Source organism: Streptomonospora alba (assembly GCF_000826685.1).
In the GTDB taxonomy this organism is placed as follows: Bacteria; Actinomycetota; Actinomycetes; order Streptosporangiales; family Streptosporangiaceae; genus Streptomonospora; species Streptomonospora alba.
The window spans coordinates 309,321-329,352 of record NZ_JROO01000006.1 but is presented as its reverse complement, the minus strand read 5'-3'; the positions used below and the strand labels follow the sequence as shown (position 1 = coordinate 329,352).

Here is a 20,032-nt window from a genome sequence, read left to right as displayed (position 1 = left end):
CCGTCGACCCCCCAGCCGGACGCGAAGCCGAATGCCCGCGGCAACGCGTTCACCCGCCTGCTCGCGCGGCTGCGCGGCGCGCTGCCGCGCTACCGCACCGTGGACATCGTCGTGCCCGCGGTGCTGGGTGTGGCCATCGGCGTGGTCTTCTGGGCGTGGAACCTGCTGTGGCAGATCTCCGCCCCGCTCTTCGCCTTCTTCCCGCCCGCCCAGGCCGCCATCTACGGCATGTGGCTGCTGCCCGGCGTCCTGGGCGCACTCGTCGTCCGCAAGCCCGGCGCCGCCGTGCTGACCTCCACAGCGGCGGCGTTCGTCTCCATGGTGCTCGGTACCCCCTGGGGTGTGGAGGTCGCCCTGGCCGGCTTCGTGCAAGGCCTGCTGCCCGAACTGGTCTTCGCCGCCGCCCGCTACCGCCGCTGGGGCATGGCGATCTCGGTGCTCGCCGGCGCCGCCGCCGGAGTCGCCCCCGCCGTCTGGGACAACGTCCGCTACTACCCCACCTGGCCGCTTTCCTTCCAGCTCACCTACGGCGTGCTCGTCGTGATCAGCGCCGCGGTCATCGGCGGCGCCGGCGCCCGGCTGCTGACCTCGGCGCTCGCCCGGGCGGGCGCGCTCTCCGCGTTCCCCTCGGCGCGCGGATGAGCCCCGCCGGCGCCGCCGGGGCGCGGGTCGAGCTGGCCGACTGGGGATGGCGCCACTCCGGCCGAAGCGGATGGTCGCTGCGCGGCGTCGACCTCGTCATCGAGCCGGGTCAGCGGGTCCTGCTGCTCGGCGCCTCCGGAGCCGGCAAGAGCACGCTGCTGCACGCCATGGCCGGACTGACCGGCGCCTCCGGCGCCATCTCCGGCGACGAGGAGGGGCGGCTGCGCATCGACGGCGGCCCCGCCGACGCGGCGCGCGGATCGCTCGCCCTGGTCAGCCAGGACCCCGAGACCCAGCTGGTCATGGCCCGCTCCGGCGACGACGTCGCCTTCGGCCCGGAGAACCTCGGCCTGGAGCGCGCGGAGATCTGGACCCGCGTGCACGACGCCTTGGACGAGGTCGGCTTCGGCTACGGCCCCGACCGGCCGACCGCGGCGCTGTCGGGCGGGGAGAAGCAGCGGCTGGTGCTCGCCGGCGCGCTGGCGATGCGCCCGCGCCTGCTGCTGCTCGACGAGCCCACGGCCAACCTCGACCGCACCGGTGCCGACCGCGTGCGGCGCGTGCTGGAGCATCTGCTGCGCGGCAGTGAGGCGACCATGGTCCTCGTCGAGCACCGCGTGGCCGAGGTCGTCGGTGGCGCCGCCAACGCAGGCGAGGCCGAGGAAGCCGTGTCCGGCCTGGTCGACAGGGTCGTGGTGGTCGAACCCGGGGGAGGGGTGGTCGCCGACGGCGCGCCCTCCGCGGTCTTCGCCGGCCACGGCCGCAGCCTGGCCGAGCAGGGTGTATGGGTGCCGGGCCGCGAGCCGCGCCCGCGCCTGCAGCCGGGTACCCCCGGCCCGGCGGTGATCGAGGCCGCCGACTGCACGGCCCGGGCGCCCGGCGGCATCGGCCTGCTCGACTCCCCGGGCGGCCGGGTCCTGCACGGGGCCGCAGCCGAGGTCCGCTCGGGCGCCGCGACCGCCCTGACCGGGCCCAACGGCGCGGGCAAGTCGACGCTGCTGGGTCTGCTGGCCGGGCTTGACGCGCCCGAGGCGGGCACCGTGGCGCCGCGCGGCCGCCTGGCCGACGTCAGCACGCGCCCGCTGGCGAAGTGGCCGGCCCGGCGGCTGGCGCGCCATGTCGGCACGGTGTTCCAGCACGCCGAGGACCAGTTCGTCACCGCGAGCGTGCGCGACGAGCTCGCCTTCGCCCCGCGCCGTGCCGGGATGGGGCCGCGCGAGGTCCGGCGCCGCGTGGACGAGCTGCTGGAACGCCTGCGGCTCACCGGCCTCGCCGCCGTCCACCCCTTCACCCTCTCGGGCGGGGAGAAGCGGCGGCTGTCGGTGGCGACGGCGCTGAGCTCGGGCGCCTCCCACGCCCCCGACGTGCTGCTGCTGGACGAACCGACGTTCGGTCAGGACATGCGCACCTGGCGGGAGTTGGTGGAGCTGCTGGCCGAACTGCGAGCCGACGGCCGCGCCGTGGTCACCGCCACCCACGACTCCGTGCTGCTGGACTGCTTCTGCGATGTCGAGATCGCGCTGAAGGACGGATACACCCGGCCGCCGATCGCCCGTACCGGCGCCGCCGTCGGGGACGGGGATTCGGGCGGTGCCGCGGGTAGCGGCCCCGCCGAGACCGATGGGGGGCACGGGCACGACGGCGAGAGGGGGTCCGGATGAGCGCCGCCGGGGCCCACGGGGGAGAGGAGCGCCCACGGGCGCGTAGCCGACCGGGCCCGAACCGGGTCGCGGCCGCCGAGCCGGCGACGGCGAAGCGGGAACCGGTTCCGGCCGGCGGCGGGTCGGCCTCGTCCGACGGCACGGACACCTGCGGCTCCGGCGCCCGGCCTGCGGGCCGCGGTTTCGCACGGCGGGCGTGGCTGCCGGGGGCCGACCCCGCGGGCAAGCTGCTGGCCGCCGTGCTCGTCACCGCGGGGCTGATACCGGTCGTGGATCCGGTGACGTCCGGGATCGTCCTTGCCGCCGGACTGATGCTGGTGCCCTTCGCCGGGCTGGGCCGGGCCCGGCTCCTCGCGCTGAGCGTCCCGCTGCTGCTGATGGGGACATCGATCGGCCTGGTCAATCTCGTCTTCGGCGAAGAGGGGCCGATGGGGGCGCTCGGAGCCGCGGCGCGCCTGCTGGCGATCGCACTGCCGAGCCTGCTCGCCGCGATCACCAGCGACCCCACCGACATGGCCGACTCCCTGGTGCAGCGGCTGCGGGTGCCGGAGCGCCCGGCCATCGCGGTGCTCGCCGCGCTGCGGCTGGTGCCGCTGCTGGTGGAGCACTGGCGCGCCCTGGGGCGTGCCCGTCGCGCCCGCGGCCTGGACGCCGGCGGCAACCCTGCGCGCGCGGTCGCGATCTTCGCGGGCAAGGCCTTCGCGCTGCTGGTGCGCGCGATCCGCACCGGCACGCTGCTGGCGATGGCCATGGACGCCCGCGGCTTCGCGGGCGGGCCGCGCAGCCACGCCCGCCTGAGCGTCTGGCGAAGGGGAGACACCGCCCTCATCGCAGGAACACTCCTCCTGCTGGGCACGGCCCACACCCTCTCGCTCGCCGCCGGCACCTGGACGCCGCTCACGTTCTGAGGGACCTCGGCGATCCCGGGCGGTCCCGGACCCGCCGCCGCTGGGAAACCGCGCGGCGGTGCGGGTCGGCGACTGCGGGATCGGCGCTTCGCGGGGTCCCTCCGGGTGGCGGCCCGCAGGGCGGGCAATGGTAGGTATTGATGCGCGAGCGCCGGAAGGCCGGGCGCGGGCGCCCGACGGCGTCTTCGGCCCGGCCGGACTGCGGCGGGGCAGCCGATGTCGGGAGAGGACCGGATGACGACTGTGGACGAGGGCGCGGGCGAGTTCGTCCGGGTGGAGCGCGACGCGGACAACCCGGCGGTGGCCGTGATCCGGCTGGACCGGCCGAAGATGAACGCCCTCGACGCGCAGATGCAGCGGGAGATCAGAACGGCGGCCGAGCGCGTCAGCGCCGATGACGAGGTGCGCGCCGTTGTCGTCTACGGCGGTGAGCGGGTCTTCGCCGCCGGTGCCGACGTCAAGGAGATGTCCGAGATGGGCTTCGCCGAGATGGCGGCCCACTCGCGCGTCCTGCAGGACGCGCTGACCGCCGTGGCGCGCATCCCCAAGCCGGTCATCGCCGCGATCACCGGGTTCGCGCTGGGCGGCGGCTGCGAGCTGGCGCTGTGCGCGGACTTCCGGGTGGTGGCCGAGGACGGCCGGCTGGGCCAGCCCGAGATCCGCCTCGGTGTGATCCCCGGGGCGGGCGGCACCCAGCGCCTTGCCCGGCTGATCGGTCCGGCCCGGGCCAAGGACCTCATCTACACCGGGCGCCACGTCGCCGCGGAGGAGGCCCTGTCCATCGGCCTCGTCGACGCCGTCGTCGCGTCGGCCGAGGTCTACGACCACGCGGTGGCCATGGCCGCCAGTTACGCCAACGGCCCCGCCCTCGCCCTGCGCGCCGCCAAGCAGGCGATCGACGGCGGTCTGGAGACCGACCTGGCCACCGGACTGGAGATCGAGCGGATGCACTTCGCCGGGCTGTTCGCCACCGAAGACCAGAAGGCCGGGATGCGCAGCTTCATCGAGGAAGGCCCCGGCAAGGCCCGCTTCTCGGGCCGCTAGGCCGGTTGGTCGAACGGCGCGAGGAACCTCGCGGGATGCCCTGGAGCCGGTGGCGGGTAGCGGGCGGTTCCCGGAGGGTTCCTGACCGTGTCCGTACGCCTCCGGACGCGACGTCGCACGAAGGGAGGGATCAGACGATGTGGGAACTCGAGACCGAACCGGCCCGGGAACGCCCCGACCTGATGGCCGACCGGGTCGCAGCCGGACTCGAGGGCTGGGAGCCCGCCGCGCGGGTACTGGCGGCGCCCATCGACCCCGATCTGGCCGACACCGGTGAATGCGCCGCCCACTACGGCATCCCGCTGGGAAGCTCGGCCAACTGCGTGGTGATCGCCGCCAAGCGGGCGGGCCGGGTGCGCATGGCGGCGTGCATGGTGCTGGCCACCACCCGTGCCGACGTCAACGGGGTCGCTCGCCGCCACTTGGAGGCCCGCAAGGCGTCCTTCGCCCCCCAGGGCGACGTGGTCGCCGCGACCGGCATGGAGTACGGCGGCATCACCCCCATCGGCCTGCCCCGGGACTGGCCGGTCCTGGTCGACGAGGCGGTGCTGGAGGCGGGCCCCGTGGTGATCGGCAGCGGGCTGCGGTCCTCCAAGCTGGTGCTGCCCGGAGCCGACCTGGCCGCTCTGCCCGGTGCCGAGACGGTCTCGGGCCTGGGGGTGCGCACCGACTGAGCGCCGACCCGCCGCGGTGTGCCTGCGCCCCCGTCGGCGGCCCGCGCACGTTCCGCCGCCGCTCTGCCGGCCCGCCGCCGCGCCCGGCCGGCTCTGCGGACGTGAGCGGGAACGGCGGAGCCGCGGAGGAACCACGGTGCCGCAATGTGCGTCATACTCATGTAGTCGCGGGGACGGCGGATCCCGCGCGGCCCGGTCGCCGCTGCGGTCTTCCCGCGCCGGCGCGACCCGGCTAGCTTTGCCTTGGGGAGTCGCCCGCGGACCGTGGCCTTCGGCCGCGGCGCTGACGGATGTGAGCGTCGTGCGGCGAGAGCGGTGGCGGCTCGGCCGTCGGCCGGATCCGTCTCTGCCGGTCCGGCCATCCCCAGCGGATAGGCTTGATGTCGTGGTGTGCCAGGTTTGAGGGGATGAATTCGCAATGGCAATGTCGGCAGGTTTCCCCGATGGCGAGGAGCTGCCGGAGCGCGTCGGCCCGTACACGATCCGCCGCCGGATCGGCCAGGGCGGCATGGGCGTCGTGTACCAAGCCGTCGATCCCCGGCACGACCGGCTCGTCGCGATCAAGGTGCTGCGCCCCGAGGTCGCCGGCGACCACATCGCCCGCGCCCGGCTCGCGCGCGAGGTCACCACGATGCGCCGCGTGCAGAGCACCAACGTCGCCGAGGTCATCGACGCCGACACCGACGCCGAACTCCCCTGGGTGGTCACCGAGTACGTCCCCGGTCCCACGCTCGACTCCACCGTCACCGACCACGGCCCGCTGCGCGGCAGGGCGCTGAGCCGGTACGTGACGGGCCTGGCGCGTGCGATCAAGGACATCCACGCCGTGGACGTCATCCACCGCGACCTCAAGCCCGGCAACGTCATCATCTCCAACGGCGAGCCGATCGTCATCGACTTCGGCATCGCCCACGCCGTCGACGGCGCCAAGCTCACCCAGACCGGCACGTTCGTGGGTACCCCCAGCTACCTCTCGCCGGAGGTCATCGAGGGCACCGACCTCGGCCCTGCGACCGACATCCACGCCTGGGGCGGCACGGTCGCCTTCGCCTCCACCGGTACTCCGCCCTACGGTGCGGGGTCCTTCGAGGTCATCTTCTTCCGCATCCTCAACGGCGAGATCACCCTCGACGGGATGCCCGAGCAGCTCAAGCCTCTGGTCCAGGCCGCGGTCTCGCGTGACATGTCCGCGCGCCCCACGGCCGCCGAACTCGTCGCCCAGGCCGGCCGGCTCAACCTGGACCTGCCCCTGGACGAGGACGTCGCCACCTACGTGAGCAGCGGGCTGACCGGCAACCACACCATGCAGGCCGCCACCTCCGAGCCCGCGCAGGACGGCACCGGCACGTCCGGCGGCGGAGCTTGGGGCTCCATGGCCGCGGGCGCCGCGGCGGGCGCGGGAGCCGGCGCCCTGGCGGGCTCGGCCGCCGAGGGTGACGGCCCTCGCTCCGAGGCGCACGAGGCGGGTCGCACGATGGCCGCGGGCCACGGCGGTACCGGGTCCGACCAGACGTATGCGGCCGGTGCGGGCGGCGCGGACCGGACGCACGTCGCCGGGTCCGGCGGAGCCGACCAGACCCGCGTCGGCGGTCCCGACCAGACGATGCGCGCCGGACCCGAAGAGTCCCGTTCGCCGGAGCAGTCCGGCATGCTCGGTACCTACGAGGCCGACGAGTCCCAGAGCGCGGGCCCCTCCACCCAGTACTTCAACTCCACTCTGCGCCCTGAGGACTTCCGCGACATCCTCACCCCGGTGGACGAGCGGCCTGCTGCGCAGCGCTCCGGCCACAGCGACGAGTCCGGCGGCCTGCTCGGCAGGTTCCGCGGATCGAGCAGTGACCGCCTCGACGACTACTTCGACTCCGGCGACGACGACAGCGGCTACTACGACGCCTACCGCGAGGCCCGCCCGCTGCCGTGGCTGATACTGATCCCGATCCTGGTCTTCCTCGCCGGCCTCTGCCTGACCGTGCCGCCGCTGGGCCTTGTTGTGGGACTGCTCACAGCGAGCGTCCTGGCCGCGCTCGACACGGTCAAGGCCGAGCACGCCCGGCGCCTGCAGACCCGCGGCCCGCGCAGCTCCGACACCATGGTCATCGCGCTGAGCATGCCCTGGGCGCTGGTGCGCTCGCTGGGCACCAACCTGCTCTACGGGCTGGGCTACCTGTTCGCCGGCATCCTGGTCGGGATCGTGATCACGCTGCTGACCAGCGGCGGCACCAACACCCCCAACTTCGTGGGTTCCTACGCGTTCACCCTGGTGGTGGTGCTGAGCTTCCTGGGGCCCAACGGCCGCGGGGCGGTGCGCCAGGCGCGCTCGGCCGTCGACTCCATCACGATCCGCAACACCTACGTCTACTGGAGTGTGATCGTGGCGTCGGTGCTGCTGGCGATGCTGGTGGTCTCCTACGGCATCGGCTCGGCGCCGTCGTGGTGGCTGATGGGCAACGGGCCCTCCGGCTGGGCGCTCTTCGGCGGCTGAGCGCCGCCGGTTGCCCGGCGCCGCTGCCCCAGCAGGGGCGGGGGCGCGTTCGCCCCAGGGGCTACTAGCCAGTAACATCGGGATGGTATAGCGGTATCCGCAGGCGGGAGGCGTGACGTGAACGCAGCCCGCCCCCCGATGGCAACAGTGCATCTGGCACCGTGAGGGGCCACGGGCGCGCCAGGCGTCCGCGCCGTCCGAGTGGGCGACGCATGGGAGTGCAGGGAGGTCGGCCACCGGCCATGAATATTGTCGTATTGGTCAAGCAGGTCCCCGACACGGCGACCGAGCGCAAACTCTCGTCCGACGACAACACGCTGGACCGCGCGGCGTCGGACGGCGTCATCAACGAACTCGACGAGTACGCCATCGAGGAGGCGCTGCTCCTCAAGGAGAAGCACGGCGGCGAGGTCACCGTCCTGACGATGGGACCCGACCAGGCCACCGACTCGATCCGCAAGGCGCTGTCCATGGGCGCGGACAAGGCCGTACACCTCGTCGACGACGAGCTGCACGGCTCCGACGCGCTGCAGACCGCCTACGCGCTGTCCAAGGCGCTGGGCACCGTGGAGTTCGACCTCGTGGTGCTCGGTTCCGAGTCCACCGACGCCCGTACCGGCGTGGTCGGCGCGGCGCTGGCCGAGTACCTCGGCCTGCCGCAGCTCACCCTCGCCGGCAAGGTCGACGTCGACGGCTCGGCCATCCGCATCCAGCGCGCCACCGACTACGGCTACGACGTCGTCGATGCGCAGCTGCCCGCGGTCGTCTCGGTCGTCGAGAAGATCAACGAACCGCGCTACCCCTCGTTCAAGCTGATCATGCAGGCGAAGAAGAAGCCGGTGGAGAAGTTGTCGGTCGCCGACGCCGGTATCGACGCCGCGCAGGTCGGGCTGGCCAATGCGGCCACCGAGACCTCCGACTTCGCGCCGGCTCCGCCGCGGGCCGCCGGCACCGTCGTCAAGGACGAGGGCGACGGCGGCGCCAAGGCCGCGGAGTTCCTCGCCGAGAAGAAGTTCGTTTAGGTCCGGCGGAGACGAAGGAAGGATTGACAGATGGCTGAGGTCCTCGTCCTCGTCGACCACGTCGACGGAGAGGTCAAGAAGGTCACCACCGAGCTGCTGACCGCCGCCCGCCGCATCGGCGAGCCCGCGGCCGTGTGGGTCGGCGAGGGCGCCGAATCCGGCAAGGCGAAGCTGGCCGAGTTCGGCGCGGAGAAGGTGTACTCGGCTCCGTCCGAGCTGAACGACTACGTGGTCGCGCCCAAGGCCGAGCTGCTCGCGAAGCTGGCCGGCGAGAAGTCGGCCGCGGCCGTGCTCGTCTCGGCGACCCCGGAGAACAAGGAGATCGCCGGGCGGACCGCCGTCAAGCTGGGCTCGGGTGTGCTGACCGACGTGGTCGACATCACCGGCGAGCTGGTCGCCGAGCACAGCGTCTTCGGCGGCGCCACCGTCACCCACTCCCGGGTGCGGTCGGGCGTGCCGGTCGTGGCCGTGCGGCCCAACTCGGTTCCGGCCGAGGCCGCCTCGGGCGCCGGCGAGCTGGAGGAGGCCGCGGTCGAGCTGTCCGAGGCCGCCACGGGCGCCAAGGTCGTCGAGCGCGTCGTGCAGGAGAAGGGCGCGCGCCCCGAGCTGACCGAGGCCGCGATCGTGGTCTCCGGCGGGCGCGGCGTCGGCTCCGACGACTTCTCCGTCGTCGAGGCGCTGGCCGACTCGCTGGGTGCCGCCGTCGGCGCCTCCCGCGCGGCGGTCGACTCCGGCTGGTACCCCAACCAGTTCCAGGTGGGCCAGACCGGAAAGACGGTCAGCCCCAACCTCTACGTCGCCCTGGGCATCTCCGGCGCGATCCAGCACCGGGCCGGCATGCAGACGTCGAAGAACATCGTCGCGGTCAACAAGGACCCCGAGGCTCCGATCTTCGAGCTGTCCGACTTCGGCGTGATCGGCGACCTGCACACTGTGGCGCCGCAGCTCACCGAAGAGGTCGACAAGCGCAAGTAGGCACCCGCCGCCGAGGCGGACCGGCCACGCGGCCCCGGGCACGCCGTCCCGGGGCCGCACGCGTGTCAGCCCCCGGGGCCGCAGAGCCGGGCCGCGGAGCTGCGGGCGAAGGCGCCGCCGTATCCTGGAAAGCGCCATGGTGTACCTGGATCACGCCGCCACGACCGCCGTTCGGCCCGAGGCGATCGCAGACATGACCGAGGAGTTCGGGCGCCTCGGGAACGCCTCCTCCCTGCACGGGGCGGGCCGCCGGGCGCGGCGTGCCGTCGAGGAGGCGCGCGAGAGCATCGCCGAGTCGCTCGGCTGCACCCCCAACGAGGTGGTCGTCACCGGGGGCGGCACCGAGTCCGACAACCTCGCGCTCAAGGGCCTGTTCTGGGCGCGCAACCAGGCCGATCCCGCCCGCAGGCGCATCCTCGTCAGCGCGGTCGAGCACCACGCCGTACTCGACCCGGTGCACTGGCTGGCCGAGTCCCAGGGCGCGGTCTGCGAGGAGGTGCCCGTCGACTCCCACGGCCGCGTCTCGCCCGCCGACCTGCGCGCCGCCATCGCCCGCGACCCCGCCGACGTCGCACTGGTCTCGATCATGTGGGCCAACAACGAGGTCGGCACCGTGCAGCCGGTGCACGAGCTCGCCGCCGTCGCCCGCGAGTACGGGGTGCCCTTCCACACCGACGCCGTGCAGGCGGTGGGCAGCGAACCCGTGGACTTCGCCGCCAGCGGTGTCTCGGCGCTGACCCTCACCGGCCACAAGGTGGGCGGCCCCGTGGGCGTCGGCGCACTGCTGCTGGCCCGCGGCACCGACCCCGTGCCGGTGCTGCACGGCGGCGGCCAGGAGCGCGAGGTGCGTTCGGGCACGCTGATGACCCCGCTGATGCGCGGGTTCGCCACGGCGCTGCGCCTGGCGGCAGAGGAGCGCGAGGACCACGTCCACCAGCTCGCCCGACTACGCGACGGCCTGGTGGCGACCGTGCGCGAGCGCGTGCCCGACGCCGTGCTCAACGGCCACCCGGACCGGCGCCTGCCCGGCAACGCCCACCTGTCCTTCCCCGGCTGCGAGGGCGACGCGCTGCTGATGCTGCTGGACGCCCACGGCATCGAGTGCTCGACCGGGTCGGCCTGCTCGGCGGGTGTGGCCCAGGCCAGCCACGTGATGCTGGCCATGGGCGCCGACACCGAGACCGCGCGCAGCTCACTGCGGTTCTCGCTGGGCCGCGGCTCCACCCGCGCCGACGTCGACGCGCTGGGCGAGGCCATCGGCCCCGCCGTCGAACGCGCCCGCGCCGCCCGCCGCAAGCGCCGCGCGGCCTGACTCCGGGCGAGAGACCCTCCGGAGACCACCCGGCCACCCGCCGCCGCAGAGCCTGCGGCGACGGGCGTGCGTGCGAAGCGCCGTGTGCCCGCCCGTCTGCCCACCACCGCCGATGGCGCTCCGCGCCGCGTGCCCTTCCGATGCCGCCGAGCGCACGTCGCCCACGCGAACGGGACGCCACCGCCGTCGCGACCCGCGGGCCCTGCGTGTGGCCCGTTCTCCTTCGGTCTCGGCCTCGGGCCGGGCGGCCGGGCGGCGCCGCTCAGCCGCCCATTTGGCGGCGGATCGGGCGCATCAGCTGATCGATGGTCTGCCACTCCGGGTCCAGGCGGCTCTGCACCGTGGGCTGGCCCTCGCCCCATTCGCGCACCGCGGCCTCGAAGTCGCTCAGCACGCCGGAGTCGGGGTCCAGGTAGAAGTAGAACTGGCGCTGCCCGCCCGCGGTCTGCTGGGCCAGTAGCGCGCCGTTGTCGTCCAGCATGGCGCGCAGGCCGGCGGCGAACTCGTCCAGCGCCGTGGTCGAGGGCTCGGCCGGCAGCCGGTCGCTGTCGCTGTTGGCATAGGGCAGCGCGACGTGCACATACAGGGTCAGCGCGGGGAAGTCCCGCCGGTGCAGCGGGTGGCGCGCGGCGATCTCGATGATGCCGCGTAGCGGCACCCGCCCCTGCAGGGTCACCCAGCCGCCGCTGCCCATGGTGCTCGCCAGCTGCTCCACCACCGACGGCATGGACGCGGGAGGCAGCGGGTCCAGCGGTTTCTCCACCAGCGGCTCGACCTTGGAGATCCAGCGCACGTAGTCGTCCTCGCCCAAGGCCAGCATCGCCACGTGGTCGCTGACCCCGGTGCGGATCTCGTCGGCCAGGAACATGAAGTCGGGATGGTAGACGCCGATCTCCATCCTGCTGCGCTGCTGGTCGACACGCATCGCCACGGTGCAGTGGGACAGGTCCAGCTCGTGGCCCTCCCACTCGACCGGCTTGCCCAGCCTGTCGTGGTCGCGGGGGAAGGCGGGGAAGAACCGCCAGCCCTGCTCCTGCGGCGCCGCACGCGCCCAGCGCTCGGTGAGGACCCGCGCCTGGTCGTCGGCCCCGGCGCTGAGCGTGAGCGCGTAGTCGCCGCCGCCCTCCAAGGAGGCCAGCGGATCGTCCAGCGCCGCCAGGCGCTCCAGCAGCTGCCCGGGATCGCTGTCCTCGTCCAGGTCGAGGTCGCCCGCGTCGCCGAGGCCGCTGCCGGCCTCCTGCGGCGCCCTGCCGACCTCCCACGTCAGACCGGAGTGGATGCGCCGGACGGCCTCGTCGAGGCGCTCGGCGACGTCCTCGGGCAGCGGAGTGCCGCTTTCGGCGAGATCGGCCAGAGGTGCCCGGAAGTCGGGCCACTGATGCCAGAAACCCTCAACGGCGACGGCGGAGTCGGATTGCGTTGAGCGGCGGCGACGGAACAGAGCCATGGTAAAGATTTTCGCAGAGCCCGAGGGGTGCCGCGCCACCCAGGCGTGTGTGCCGCCCCGCGTCCGCGCCGCTCGGGCTACCGGCGGACCTCCGGTGCGAACCGGTCGAGACGAGGCCGCGCGGGCGCATAGTCTGGAAGGTGCTATGACTTTGCGTGTACTGGCCGCCATGTCCGGCGGCGTCGACTCCGCGGTCGCCGCGGCCAGGGCCGCCGAGGCCGGCTACGACGTCACCGGCGTGCACCTGGCCCTCTCCAAGAACCCCAAGTCCTACCGCACCGGCGCGCGCGGCTGCTGCACGGTCGAGGACTCCCGCGACGCCCAGCGGGCCGCCGACGTGATCGGCATCCCGTTCTACGTGTGGGACATGGCCGAGGAGTTCGACCGCGACGTCGTGCAGGACTTCGTCTCGGAGTACGCGGCGGGGCGCACGCCCAACCCGTGCCTGCGCTGCAACGAGAAGATCAAGTTCGAGGCGGTTCTGGACCGCGCGATCGCGCTGGGCTTCGACGCCGTGTGCACCGGCCACCACGTGCGCAAGAGCGACGGCAGGCTGCGGCGCAGCGTCGACGCGGACAAGGACCAGTCCTACGTGCTGGGCGTGCTCGACCGCGAGCAGGTGTCACACGCCATGTTCCCGCTGGGCGACTGCACCAAGGACGACGTCCGCGCCGAGGCCGAGCGCCGCGGGCTGGCGGTGGCCGACAAGCCCGACAGCCACGACATCTGCTTCATCGCCGACGGCGACACCGCCGGGTTCCTCAACGAGCGTCTGGGCGGCGAGCCCGGTCCGATCAAGGACGAGTCCGGCGAGGTGCTGGGCACCCACCAGGGCGCGCACACCTACACGGTCGGCCAGCGCAAGGGGCTGAACCTCGGCGGTGCCCCCGAGCGCCGCTACGTGCTTTCCATCGAGCCGGTGGACAACACGGTCACGGTGGGCCCGCGCGAGGCGCTGCAGGTCGACGAGATCACCGCCCAGCGCCCGGTGTGGAGCGGCAGCGAGCCCTTCACCGAGCCCACGGCCTGCACGGTGCAGCTGCGCGCCCACGGCGAGGTGTACTCGTGCACGGCGGTGCAGCGCGACGGCGAGCTGGTGGTCCGCCTCGACGAGCCCGCCACGGGCGTGGCCGCGGGCCAGGCGGCGGTGCTCTACGACGGAGACACGGTGCTGGGCTCGGGCACCATCGCGGCCACGGCGCGCAGCGGCGAGCCGGTCCCGGCCACCTGAGGCCCCGCGCCCGCGATCGGGACCGGGGCGACCAGCGCCTCCGCCCAGGGCGAGTTCGGCCACATCTCCGATCTCGGCTCTGTCGCCGGAAGTTAGGTTAGCCATAACATAGTTCCGCGCGTCAATGCGGCGAGGCGACGGAGGGGTGCGATGGACTACGGGTTCCTGGACGGCCGCCCCTTCTGGATCGTCTACGCCGCGCTGTTCGCCATCGCCTTCGCGCGCACGCAGACCATCTACTGGATCGGCCGCGGCGTGGGCGCGGGTCTGCACAGGTCCCGGCTGGCCGACCGCATCGGCGACCGCCTGACCCGCGCCGAGCGCCTGATCAACCGCTTCGGCCCGCCCGTGGTCACCGTGTCCTACGCCACCGTGGGCGTCCAGTCGGCCATCCACCTGGCCGCGGGCGCCATGCGCATGTCCTACTGGCGCTATCTGGCGGCCATGCTCCCCGGCTGCGCGGGCTGGGCGGCCATCTACAGCCTCGGCGGCCTCGCCGTGATGGCCGTGTGGTGGGAGCTCTTCCTCCGCTCGCCCTACCTCGCCGCGGCCTTCGGCGTGCTCGCCGCCGCGGCGGTGGCCGCCCTCGTCCTCATCCGCCGCCGGCAGGGCGGCGCGTCCTCCGGCACCGGCGCCGCGGCGCCGTCCGATCAGGCCACTTCGCTCGACCGGGCCGAGGACAGCCGCACGACCTGACCGCGGCCCCTCCCGGCCGTGCCGGTGCCGGCCCTCCTGCGCCCGGCGGGACCCGGCCGACCGGTGGGCGCCGCGACCGCCGCGCCGCTGCGCCGGCGGTCGGCCGTCAAGGAGCCCTGAGCGCCGCGCCGACTCCGGCCGGCCGGTCCCCGAGGCCGCCCGGGGCCGGTCGGCCGGTGCCGCCTGTGCTCTAGCCTTGGGGATGTGACTGAGCAGCGATATCCCTGGCCGGAGGCGAGCTACACCGGTGTCGGGTCCGTCCCGGGCACCGATCCCGAGGAGGCGGTGCGTACCGTGTTCGGGGAACTGCCCGACCTGCCGCACCTGCCCGAACTTCCCGAGCGGGGCGCGGGCGCCGACATGGTCGGACGCACCGCCGGGATGCTGGTGGAGCTGCCGGTGGAGGTCCGGCCCTCCGGATGGCGGGTGGCCCTGCGGCCCGGCCGCGACGTGCAGCGGGCGCGCAGCTTCCTCTCCCGCGACCTCGACGCGTTGGAGGACGAGTCCCAGGGCTTCGAGGGGCCGCTGAAGATCCAGGTGGCCGGAGTGTGGACGCTGGCCGCATCCGTCGAGCTGCGCTCGGGTGAGAAGCTGCTGGCCGATTCCGGCGCCGTCGCCGACCTGGCGGCGTCCCATCTCGAAGGGGTGCTCGCCCACGTCGGCGAGGTGCGCAAACGCGTGCCCGGCGCCGAGCTGCTCGTCCAGGTCGACGAGCCCTCCCTGCCTGCGGTGCTCGCGGGCTCGGTGCCCACCGCCAGCGGGTACGGGCGGCTGCCCGTGCCCGACCGCGTCACCGTCGAGGCGCGGTTGCGCGACCTGTTCGGCGCGCTGAGCGAGGCCGGCGCCGTACCGGGCGCACACTGCTGCGCCGCCGATGCGCCGCTGGATCTGCTGCGGCGCTCGGGCGCCCGCGCCGTGGGGCTGGACGCGACGCTGATCGGCCCGTCTCTGGACGACGAGGTGGGCACGGCGATCGAGAACGGCGTGGGACTTTTTGCGGGTGTCGTGGCGAGTGCAGGAGGGGTTCTGTCAGCCCCGGCGGCTAACGTCGATCCTGTACGTGAACTGTGGAGCCGCGTCGGGTTCGCCCCCGAGCTGCTCTCCCGCGCCGTGGTCGTCACACCTTCGTGCGGGCTGGGTCGGGCGCAGCCCGACCATGCTCGCGCGGCAATCGAGGCGTGCCGCCAGGGGGCCCGAGCGCTGCGCGAGGAGCCGCGGCGCCAGTGACTGCGGAAAGGACGGCCGAGGGTGAGCGCACAGGAACCGACGGCTGACGAACAGGTCCCCGCCGAGGTGCGCGAGCGCCACGCTCAACTGTGCCAGGAGCTGGACGACCACAGCTACCGGTACTACATGGGCAAACCCGTCATCCCCGATGCCGAGTACGACACGCTCATGCGCGAGCTGAGCGGCATCGAGGAGCGCCACCCCTCGCTGATCACCCAGGACTCGCCCACGCAGAAGATCGGCGCGCCCGTCAGCGTCGATTTCGCACCGGTCGAGCACCTGGAGCGTATGCAGAGCCTCGACAACGCGTTCTCGGACGAGGAGTTCGAGGCGTGGGTGCACCGGGTCGAGGCCGAGGCCCCGATCGACGCCTATCTGTGCGAGCTCAAGATCGACGGCCTGGCGGTCGACCTCGTCTACGAGCAGGGCCGCCTGGTGCGCGCCGCCACCCGCGGCGACGGCCGCGTAGGCGAGGACATCACCCTCAACGTCCGCACCATCGAGGGCGTCCCCGAGCGGCTCGACACGTCCTCGCGCGCAGCCCCCGAGCTGCTGGAGGTCCGCGGCGAGGTCTTCTTGCCCGGCGAGGAGTTCAAAGAGCTCAACGCCCGGCTCACCGAGGAGGGCAAGGCCCCCTTCGCCAACCCCCGCAACGGCGCCGCCGGCTCCCTGCGGCAGAAGGACCCGCGCGTGACGGCCACCCGCCCGCTGCGCATGCTCGTGCACGGCGTGGGCGCTCACACCGGCGTGGAGTTCACCCACCAGTCCCACGTCTACGACCTGCTGCGCGAGTGGGGGCTGCCGGTGAGCGACCGCTACCGGGTGCTGACCACCCGCGACGAGGTCCGCGACTACATCGGCTACTACACCGAGCACCGCCACGATCCGGCCTATGAGATCGACGGCGTGGTCATCAAGGTCGACGACGTCTCCCTGCAGCGCCGGCTCGGTTCCACCAGCCGCGCGCCGCGCTGGGCGATCGCCTACAAGTACCCTCCCGAGGAGGTCACCACCCGTCTCCTCGACATCCGGGTCAACGTCGGCCGCACCGGCCGCGTGACTCCCTACGGCGTGATGGAGCCCGTCCGGGTGGCCGGTTCCGAGGTGGAGCTCGCCACACTGCACAACGAGCAGGAGGTCGTCCGCAAGGGCGTCCTGATCGGCGACACCGTGGTGCTGCGCAAGGCCGGCGACGTCATCCCCGAGATCCTGGGTCCGGTCGTCGAGCGCCGCGACGGCTCCGAGCGCGAGTTCGCGATGCCCCGGACCTGCCCGGAGTGCGGCACCGAGCTGGGTCGGCAGAAGGAGGGCGACGTCGACCTGCGCTGCCCCAACACCCGCGACTGCCCGGGGCAGCGCCGCGAGCGCCTGGCCTACATCGCCAGCCGCAAGGCCCTGGACATCGAGGCGCTGGGCTACGTGGCGGCCACCGCCCTCACCCAGCCGCTGGAACCGAAGACCCCGCCGCTGCGCGACGAGGGCGACCTCTTCGACCTGACCGTCGAGGACCTGCTGCCGATCAGGTCGCTGGTCCTCGACCCCGACACCTCCGAGCCCAAGCGCGATCCCGAAACCGGTGAACCCAAGGTCGTCACCTTCTTCGCCAACAAGGAGGGCGAGCCCAAGAAGGCCGTCGAGAAGCTCTTCGAGGAGCTGGAGCAGGCCAAGCAGCGTCCGCTGTGGCGGGTGCTGGTGGCGCTGTCCATCCGCCACGTGGGCCCGCGCGCAGCCGAGGACCTGGCCCGCCACTTCCGCTCGATCGAGGCGATCGCCGAGGCCTCCGAGGAGGAGCTTTCGGCCGTCGAGGGCATCGGACCCGCGATCGTCGCCTCGCTCAGCGAGTGGTTCGACGTCGATTGGCACCGCGAGATCGTGCGCAAGTGGCGCGAGGCCGGCGTGCGCATGGAGGAGGAGGGTGCCGGCGGGCCGCGCCTGCTCGACAACACCACGGTGGTGGTCACCGGGTCCCTGAGCGGTTTCAGCCGCGACGAGGCCAAGGAGGCCATCGCGGAGCAGGGCGGCCGGGTGACCGGGTCGGTTTCCAAGAAGACGGGATTCGTCGTGGTCGGCGACAGCCCGGGGAGTAAATACGACAAGGCGGTGCAAGCGGGGGTTCCCGTCCTCGACGAGAACGGCTTCCGGGTGCTGCTGGGGGATGGGCCGGATGCGGCCATGAAGCACCGGCTGAATACGGATTGAGGGTGCTCAGCGCGGTGACCGGCGCGATCTCCCACTCGCGCCGGGCACCGGCGTCCCTGCAGGCAGTGGCGTCTACGATCCGCGATCATTAGGCTACGTGTCGCAGTATTTCGGGGCGAATCGGGCGATCGTTCCAGGCGGCGCCCAGTTTTACCGAAAGTTCCTGATCGGCGACACCTGGTTATGAAGGGTCGTAAGCTGAAATCGGAATCGATCGGATGTAGCTGCGCATTGCAGACGCAAGGACCGGGCTGGTCATGGGGGGACCACCCGCCGGAGGAGTTGACTGACCTCGACCCGAAAGCCGCGGCGCCGCGGGGGGAGCAAGCTCGGCGCCGGGCACCGTGAATCCCCCTGAGGACGTCTATGTTGGATCCCAACAGCACCCGGGACGTCGGACCCCGGACAGGGACGCCACTGTGGCTCTACCTCGCCGTCATCACGACGGCGGGGGGCGGGGTCCTGGGTGCCGCGCTCTACCTCTACGGCCTGGACCGGCTGCAGCAGCTGAGCGCCATGCCGCTGGTCTGGCTGATGCTGTGCATGGTGGTGATCGGCGAGCTGCGCCCCATCGCGTCGCCGCGCGGTACACCCGACCAGGGCGCCCCCACCTCGCTGCCCTTCTCGTTCGCGCTGCTGGTCTCCTTCGGCCTGCCCGTGGCGGCGCTCGTGCAGGCCGTGGCGTCGGTCATCGCCGGGGTCGCCCGGGGCCAGGCCCCGCACCGCGTCGCGTTCAACATCGCCCAATACGTCCTCAGCTTCGGCGCCGCCGATGCGGTGCTGTTCCTGCTGGTCTCCCAGGAGGCCGCCGCGCCCCGGCCGGTCTCCGGCCCCGACCTGGCCGGCGTCGCGCTCGCCGGTGCCGTCTACTTCGTGTGCAACCTGGCGCTGGTCGACACCGCCGTGGCCGTCCACGAGCGCGTCCCCATGGGCGCCACCCTGCGCAAGGACCTCACCCAGCGGATCTTCGTTCACGGCGTGCTGCTCAGCCTCGCTCCGCTGGTGTCGGTGTCCATGACCCACGAGATCTGGCTCGTGCCGTTGTTCTTCTTCCCGCTGGCCGCCCTCTACACCAGCGCCACCCTGTCGGTGAAGCGCGAGCACCAGGCCAACCACGACGAGCTGACCGGCCTGGCCAACCGCAAGCTGCTGATCCTGCGCACTCAGGAGGCGCTCGCCGAGGCCCAGCAGCGCAGGAACCGCGTCGGCCTGCTGCTGCTCGACCTCGACCGCTTCAAGGAGGTCAACGACACCCTGGGCCACCCCACGGGCGACCGCCTGCTGCAGACGGTCGCGCGGCGGCTCACCCACAGCGTGCGCCCCGGCGACCTGGTCGCCCGCCTGGGCGGCGACGAGTTCGCGGTGCTGCTGCCCCAGGTGCGCGACGCCGCCTCCGCCCGCGAGGTCGCCGCCCGGCTGCGGGTCTCGCTGGCCGAGCCCATGCGGCTGGACGGCATGGACTTCGACCTCGAAGCCAGCGTCGGCATCGCCCTCTACCCCAACCACGCCCCCGACTTCGAGCTGCTGATGCAGCGGGCCGACGTCGCGATGTACGTCGCCAAGGAGCGCCGTACCGGCGTCGAGCTCTACGAACCCGACAAGGACCGCAACTCCACCGCCCGCCTCAGCCTCTTCGGCGAACTGCGCCGCGCCCTGGTCGACGACGAGCTGCTGATGTACTACCAACCCGAGGTGGGCCTCGCCGACCACCGCGCCGTGGGGCTGGAGGCGCTGGTGCGCTGGCGCCATCCCCAGCGGGGCGTGCTGCCCCCTGAGGACTTCGTCCCGCTGGTCGAGCAGTCCTATCTGATGCGCAGCTTCACCCACGAGGTCTTGGAGCGCACCCTGCCCCAGATCGCCCGCTGGTGGGACCAGGGGGTGCGGCTGCCCGTGGCGGTGAACCTGTCGGCACGCGAGCTGCTCGACCCGACCCTGCCCGACATCGTCGCCGCGGCTCTGCGCCGCCACGGCGTCGAGCCCCAGGCCCTGCGCCTGGAGATCAGCGAACGCGTGATGGTCGCCGAGGCCGACGCGATCACCCCCACCATGCTGGCGCTGGCCGACCTGGGCGTCTCGCTGGTACTGGACGACTTCGGCACCGGTTACTTCACCCTCGCGCGCCTCAACGGCCTGCCGGTCGAGGAGATCAAGATGGACGAGTCCTTCGTCCGGCGCAGCCTCGCCGACCCCGACGGCCATCTGATCGTGCAGTCGGCGGTGGACCTGGTGGGCACACTCGGCATGCGCGCCGTCGCCGAGGGGGTCGAGTCCGCGGGCGTGGCCGACGACATGCGATCGATGGGCTGCTACGCCGCCCAGGGCCGCTACTTCGCCGCTCCGCTGCAGGCCGCCGACGTGGTCGGCTGGCTGGTCGAGCACGGCGGTCTGGAGCCCCCGGCGAGCTATCGCGCCCCCTCTCCCAGCGAGGAGCACAGCCGCTCGGCCTGACCGGCGCGCCGACCGGGGCCGACCGCGGCGGGGGCACGTGAGGACGAGCGCGCCCGGCGCCGTC

General features: G+C 73.1%; 15 protein-coding genes. 14 read left to right on the top strand and 1 reads right to left on the bottom strand.

The window, feature by feature from the left end; genetic code table 11:
• Nucleotides 1-57: 57 nt before the first annotated feature.
• From LP52_RS04235 to LP52_RS04195, 9 genes are all read left to right on the top strand, one after another.
• Complete coding sequence (locus LP52_RS04235; protein ID WP_040270975.1) at nt 58-642, top strand: ECF transporter S component; 585 nt, start codon at nt 58-60, stop codon at nt 640-642.
• On the top strand, nt 639-2,303 hold the full coding sequence (locus tag LP52_RS04230) for an ABC transporter ATP-binding protein (RefSeq protein WP_084722859.1): 1,665 nt from the start codon (nt 639-641) through the stop codon (nt 2,301-2,303). Before LP52_RS04235 ends, LP52_RS04230 begins: the two co-directional genes overlap by 4 nt.
• Nucleotides 2,300-3,211, top strand: a complete 912-nt coding sequence (locus tag LP52_RS04225; RefSeq protein WP_084722858.1) for a CbiQ family ECF transporter T component — start codon at nt 2,300-2,302, stop codon at nt 3,209-3,211. Before LP52_RS04230 ends, LP52_RS04225 begins: the two co-directional genes overlap by 4 nt.
• Nucleotides 3,212-3,445: 234 nt before the next feature.
• A complete protein-coding gene (locus LP52_RS04220; RefSeq protein ID WP_040270846.1) occupies nt 3,446-4,255 on the top strand; it encodes an enoyl-CoA hydratase/isomerase family protein in 810 nt (269 codons plus the stop codon).
• A 137-nt stretch (nt 4,256-4,392) separates the two neighbouring features.
• The gene (locus LP52_RS04215) at nt 4,393-4,929 is read left to right on the top strand and encodes a YbaK/EbsC family protein (RefSeq protein WP_040270844.1); all 537 of its coding nucleotides are present in this window, start codon (nt 4,393-4,395) and stop codon (nt 4,927-4,929) included.
• Between the two features lie 418 nt (nt 4,930-5,347).
• Nucleotides 5,348-7,411 carry a serine/threonine-protein kinase gene (locus LP52_RS04210; RefSeq protein WP_238580719.1) on the top strand — a complete coding sequence of 688 codons (2,064 nt, stop codon included), beginning with the start codon at nt 5,348-5,350 and terminating at the stop codon, nt 7,409-7,411.
• A gap of 242 nt (nt 7,412-7,653) precedes the next feature.
• Complete coding sequence (locus LP52_RS04205) at nt 7,654-8,433, top strand: electron transfer flavoprotein subunit beta/FixA family protein (protein WP_040270841.1); 780 nt, start codon at nt 7,654-7,656, stop codon at nt 8,431-8,433.
• A 30-nt stretch (nt 8,434-8,463) separates the two neighbouring features.
• Nucleotides 8,464-9,408, top strand: coding sequence for an electron transfer flavoprotein subunit alpha/FixB family protein (locus tag LP52_RS04200; RefSeq protein ID WP_040270839.1), 945 nt, complete (start codon nt 8,464-8,466; stop codon nt 9,406-9,408).
• Between the two features lie 136 nt (nt 9,409-9,544).
• The gene (locus LP52_RS04195) at nt 9,545-10,720 is read left to right on the top strand and encodes a cysteine desulfurase family protein (RefSeq protein WP_040270837.1); all 1,176 of its coding nucleotides are present in this window, start codon (nt 9,545-9,547) and stop codon (nt 10,718-10,720) included.
• A gap of 262 nt (nt 10,721-10,982) precedes the next feature.
• Here LP52_RS04195 and LP52_RS04190 read toward each other — a convergent pair whose 3' ends face one another.
• On the bottom strand, nt 10,983-12,167 hold the full coding sequence (locus LP52_RS04190; protein WP_040270836.1) for a DUF695 domain-containing protein: 1,185 nt from the start codon (nt 12,165-12,167) through the stop codon (nt 10,983-10,985).
• A 145-nt stretch (nt 12,168-12,312) separates the two neighbouring features.
• Between LP52_RS04190 and mnmA the strand changes: the two genes are divergently transcribed.
• From mnmA to LP52_RS04165, 5 genes are all read left to right on the top strand, one after another.
• Nucleotides 12,313-13,398, top strand: coding sequence for a tRNA 2-thiouridine(34) synthase MnmA (mnmA, locus tag LP52_RS04185; RefSeq protein ID WP_193789940.1), 1,086 nt, complete (start codon nt 12,313-12,315; stop codon nt 13,396-13,398).
• Between the two features lie 150 nt (nt 13,399-13,548).
• Nucleotides 13,549-14,094: a DedA family protein gene (locus LP52_RS04180; protein ID WP_040270834.1), complete on the top strand. Its 546-nt coding sequence runs from the start codon at nt 13,549-13,551 to the stop codon at nt 14,092-14,094.
• A gap of 204 nt (nt 14,095-14,298) precedes the next feature.
• A complete protein-coding gene (locus tag LP52_RS04175; RefSeq protein ID WP_040270833.1) occupies nt 14,299-15,321 on the top strand; it encodes a methionine synthase in 1,023 nt (340 codons plus the stop codon).
• Between the two features lie 21 nt (nt 15,322-15,342).
• Nucleotides 15,343-17,520, top strand: coding sequence for an NAD-dependent DNA ligase LigA (gene ligA / locus LP52_RS04170; protein WP_040270832.1), 2,178 nt, complete (start codon nt 15,343-15,345; stop codon nt 17,518-17,520).
• Nucleotides 17,521-17,886: 366 nt separating this feature from the next.
• A complete protein-coding gene (locus LP52_RS04165; protein ID WP_052809402.1) occupies nt 17,887-19,968 on the top strand; it encodes a putative bifunctional diguanylate cyclase/phosphodiesterase in 2,082 nt (693 codons plus the stop codon).
• The last annotated feature ends 64 nt before the right edge of the window (nt 19,969-20,032 follow it).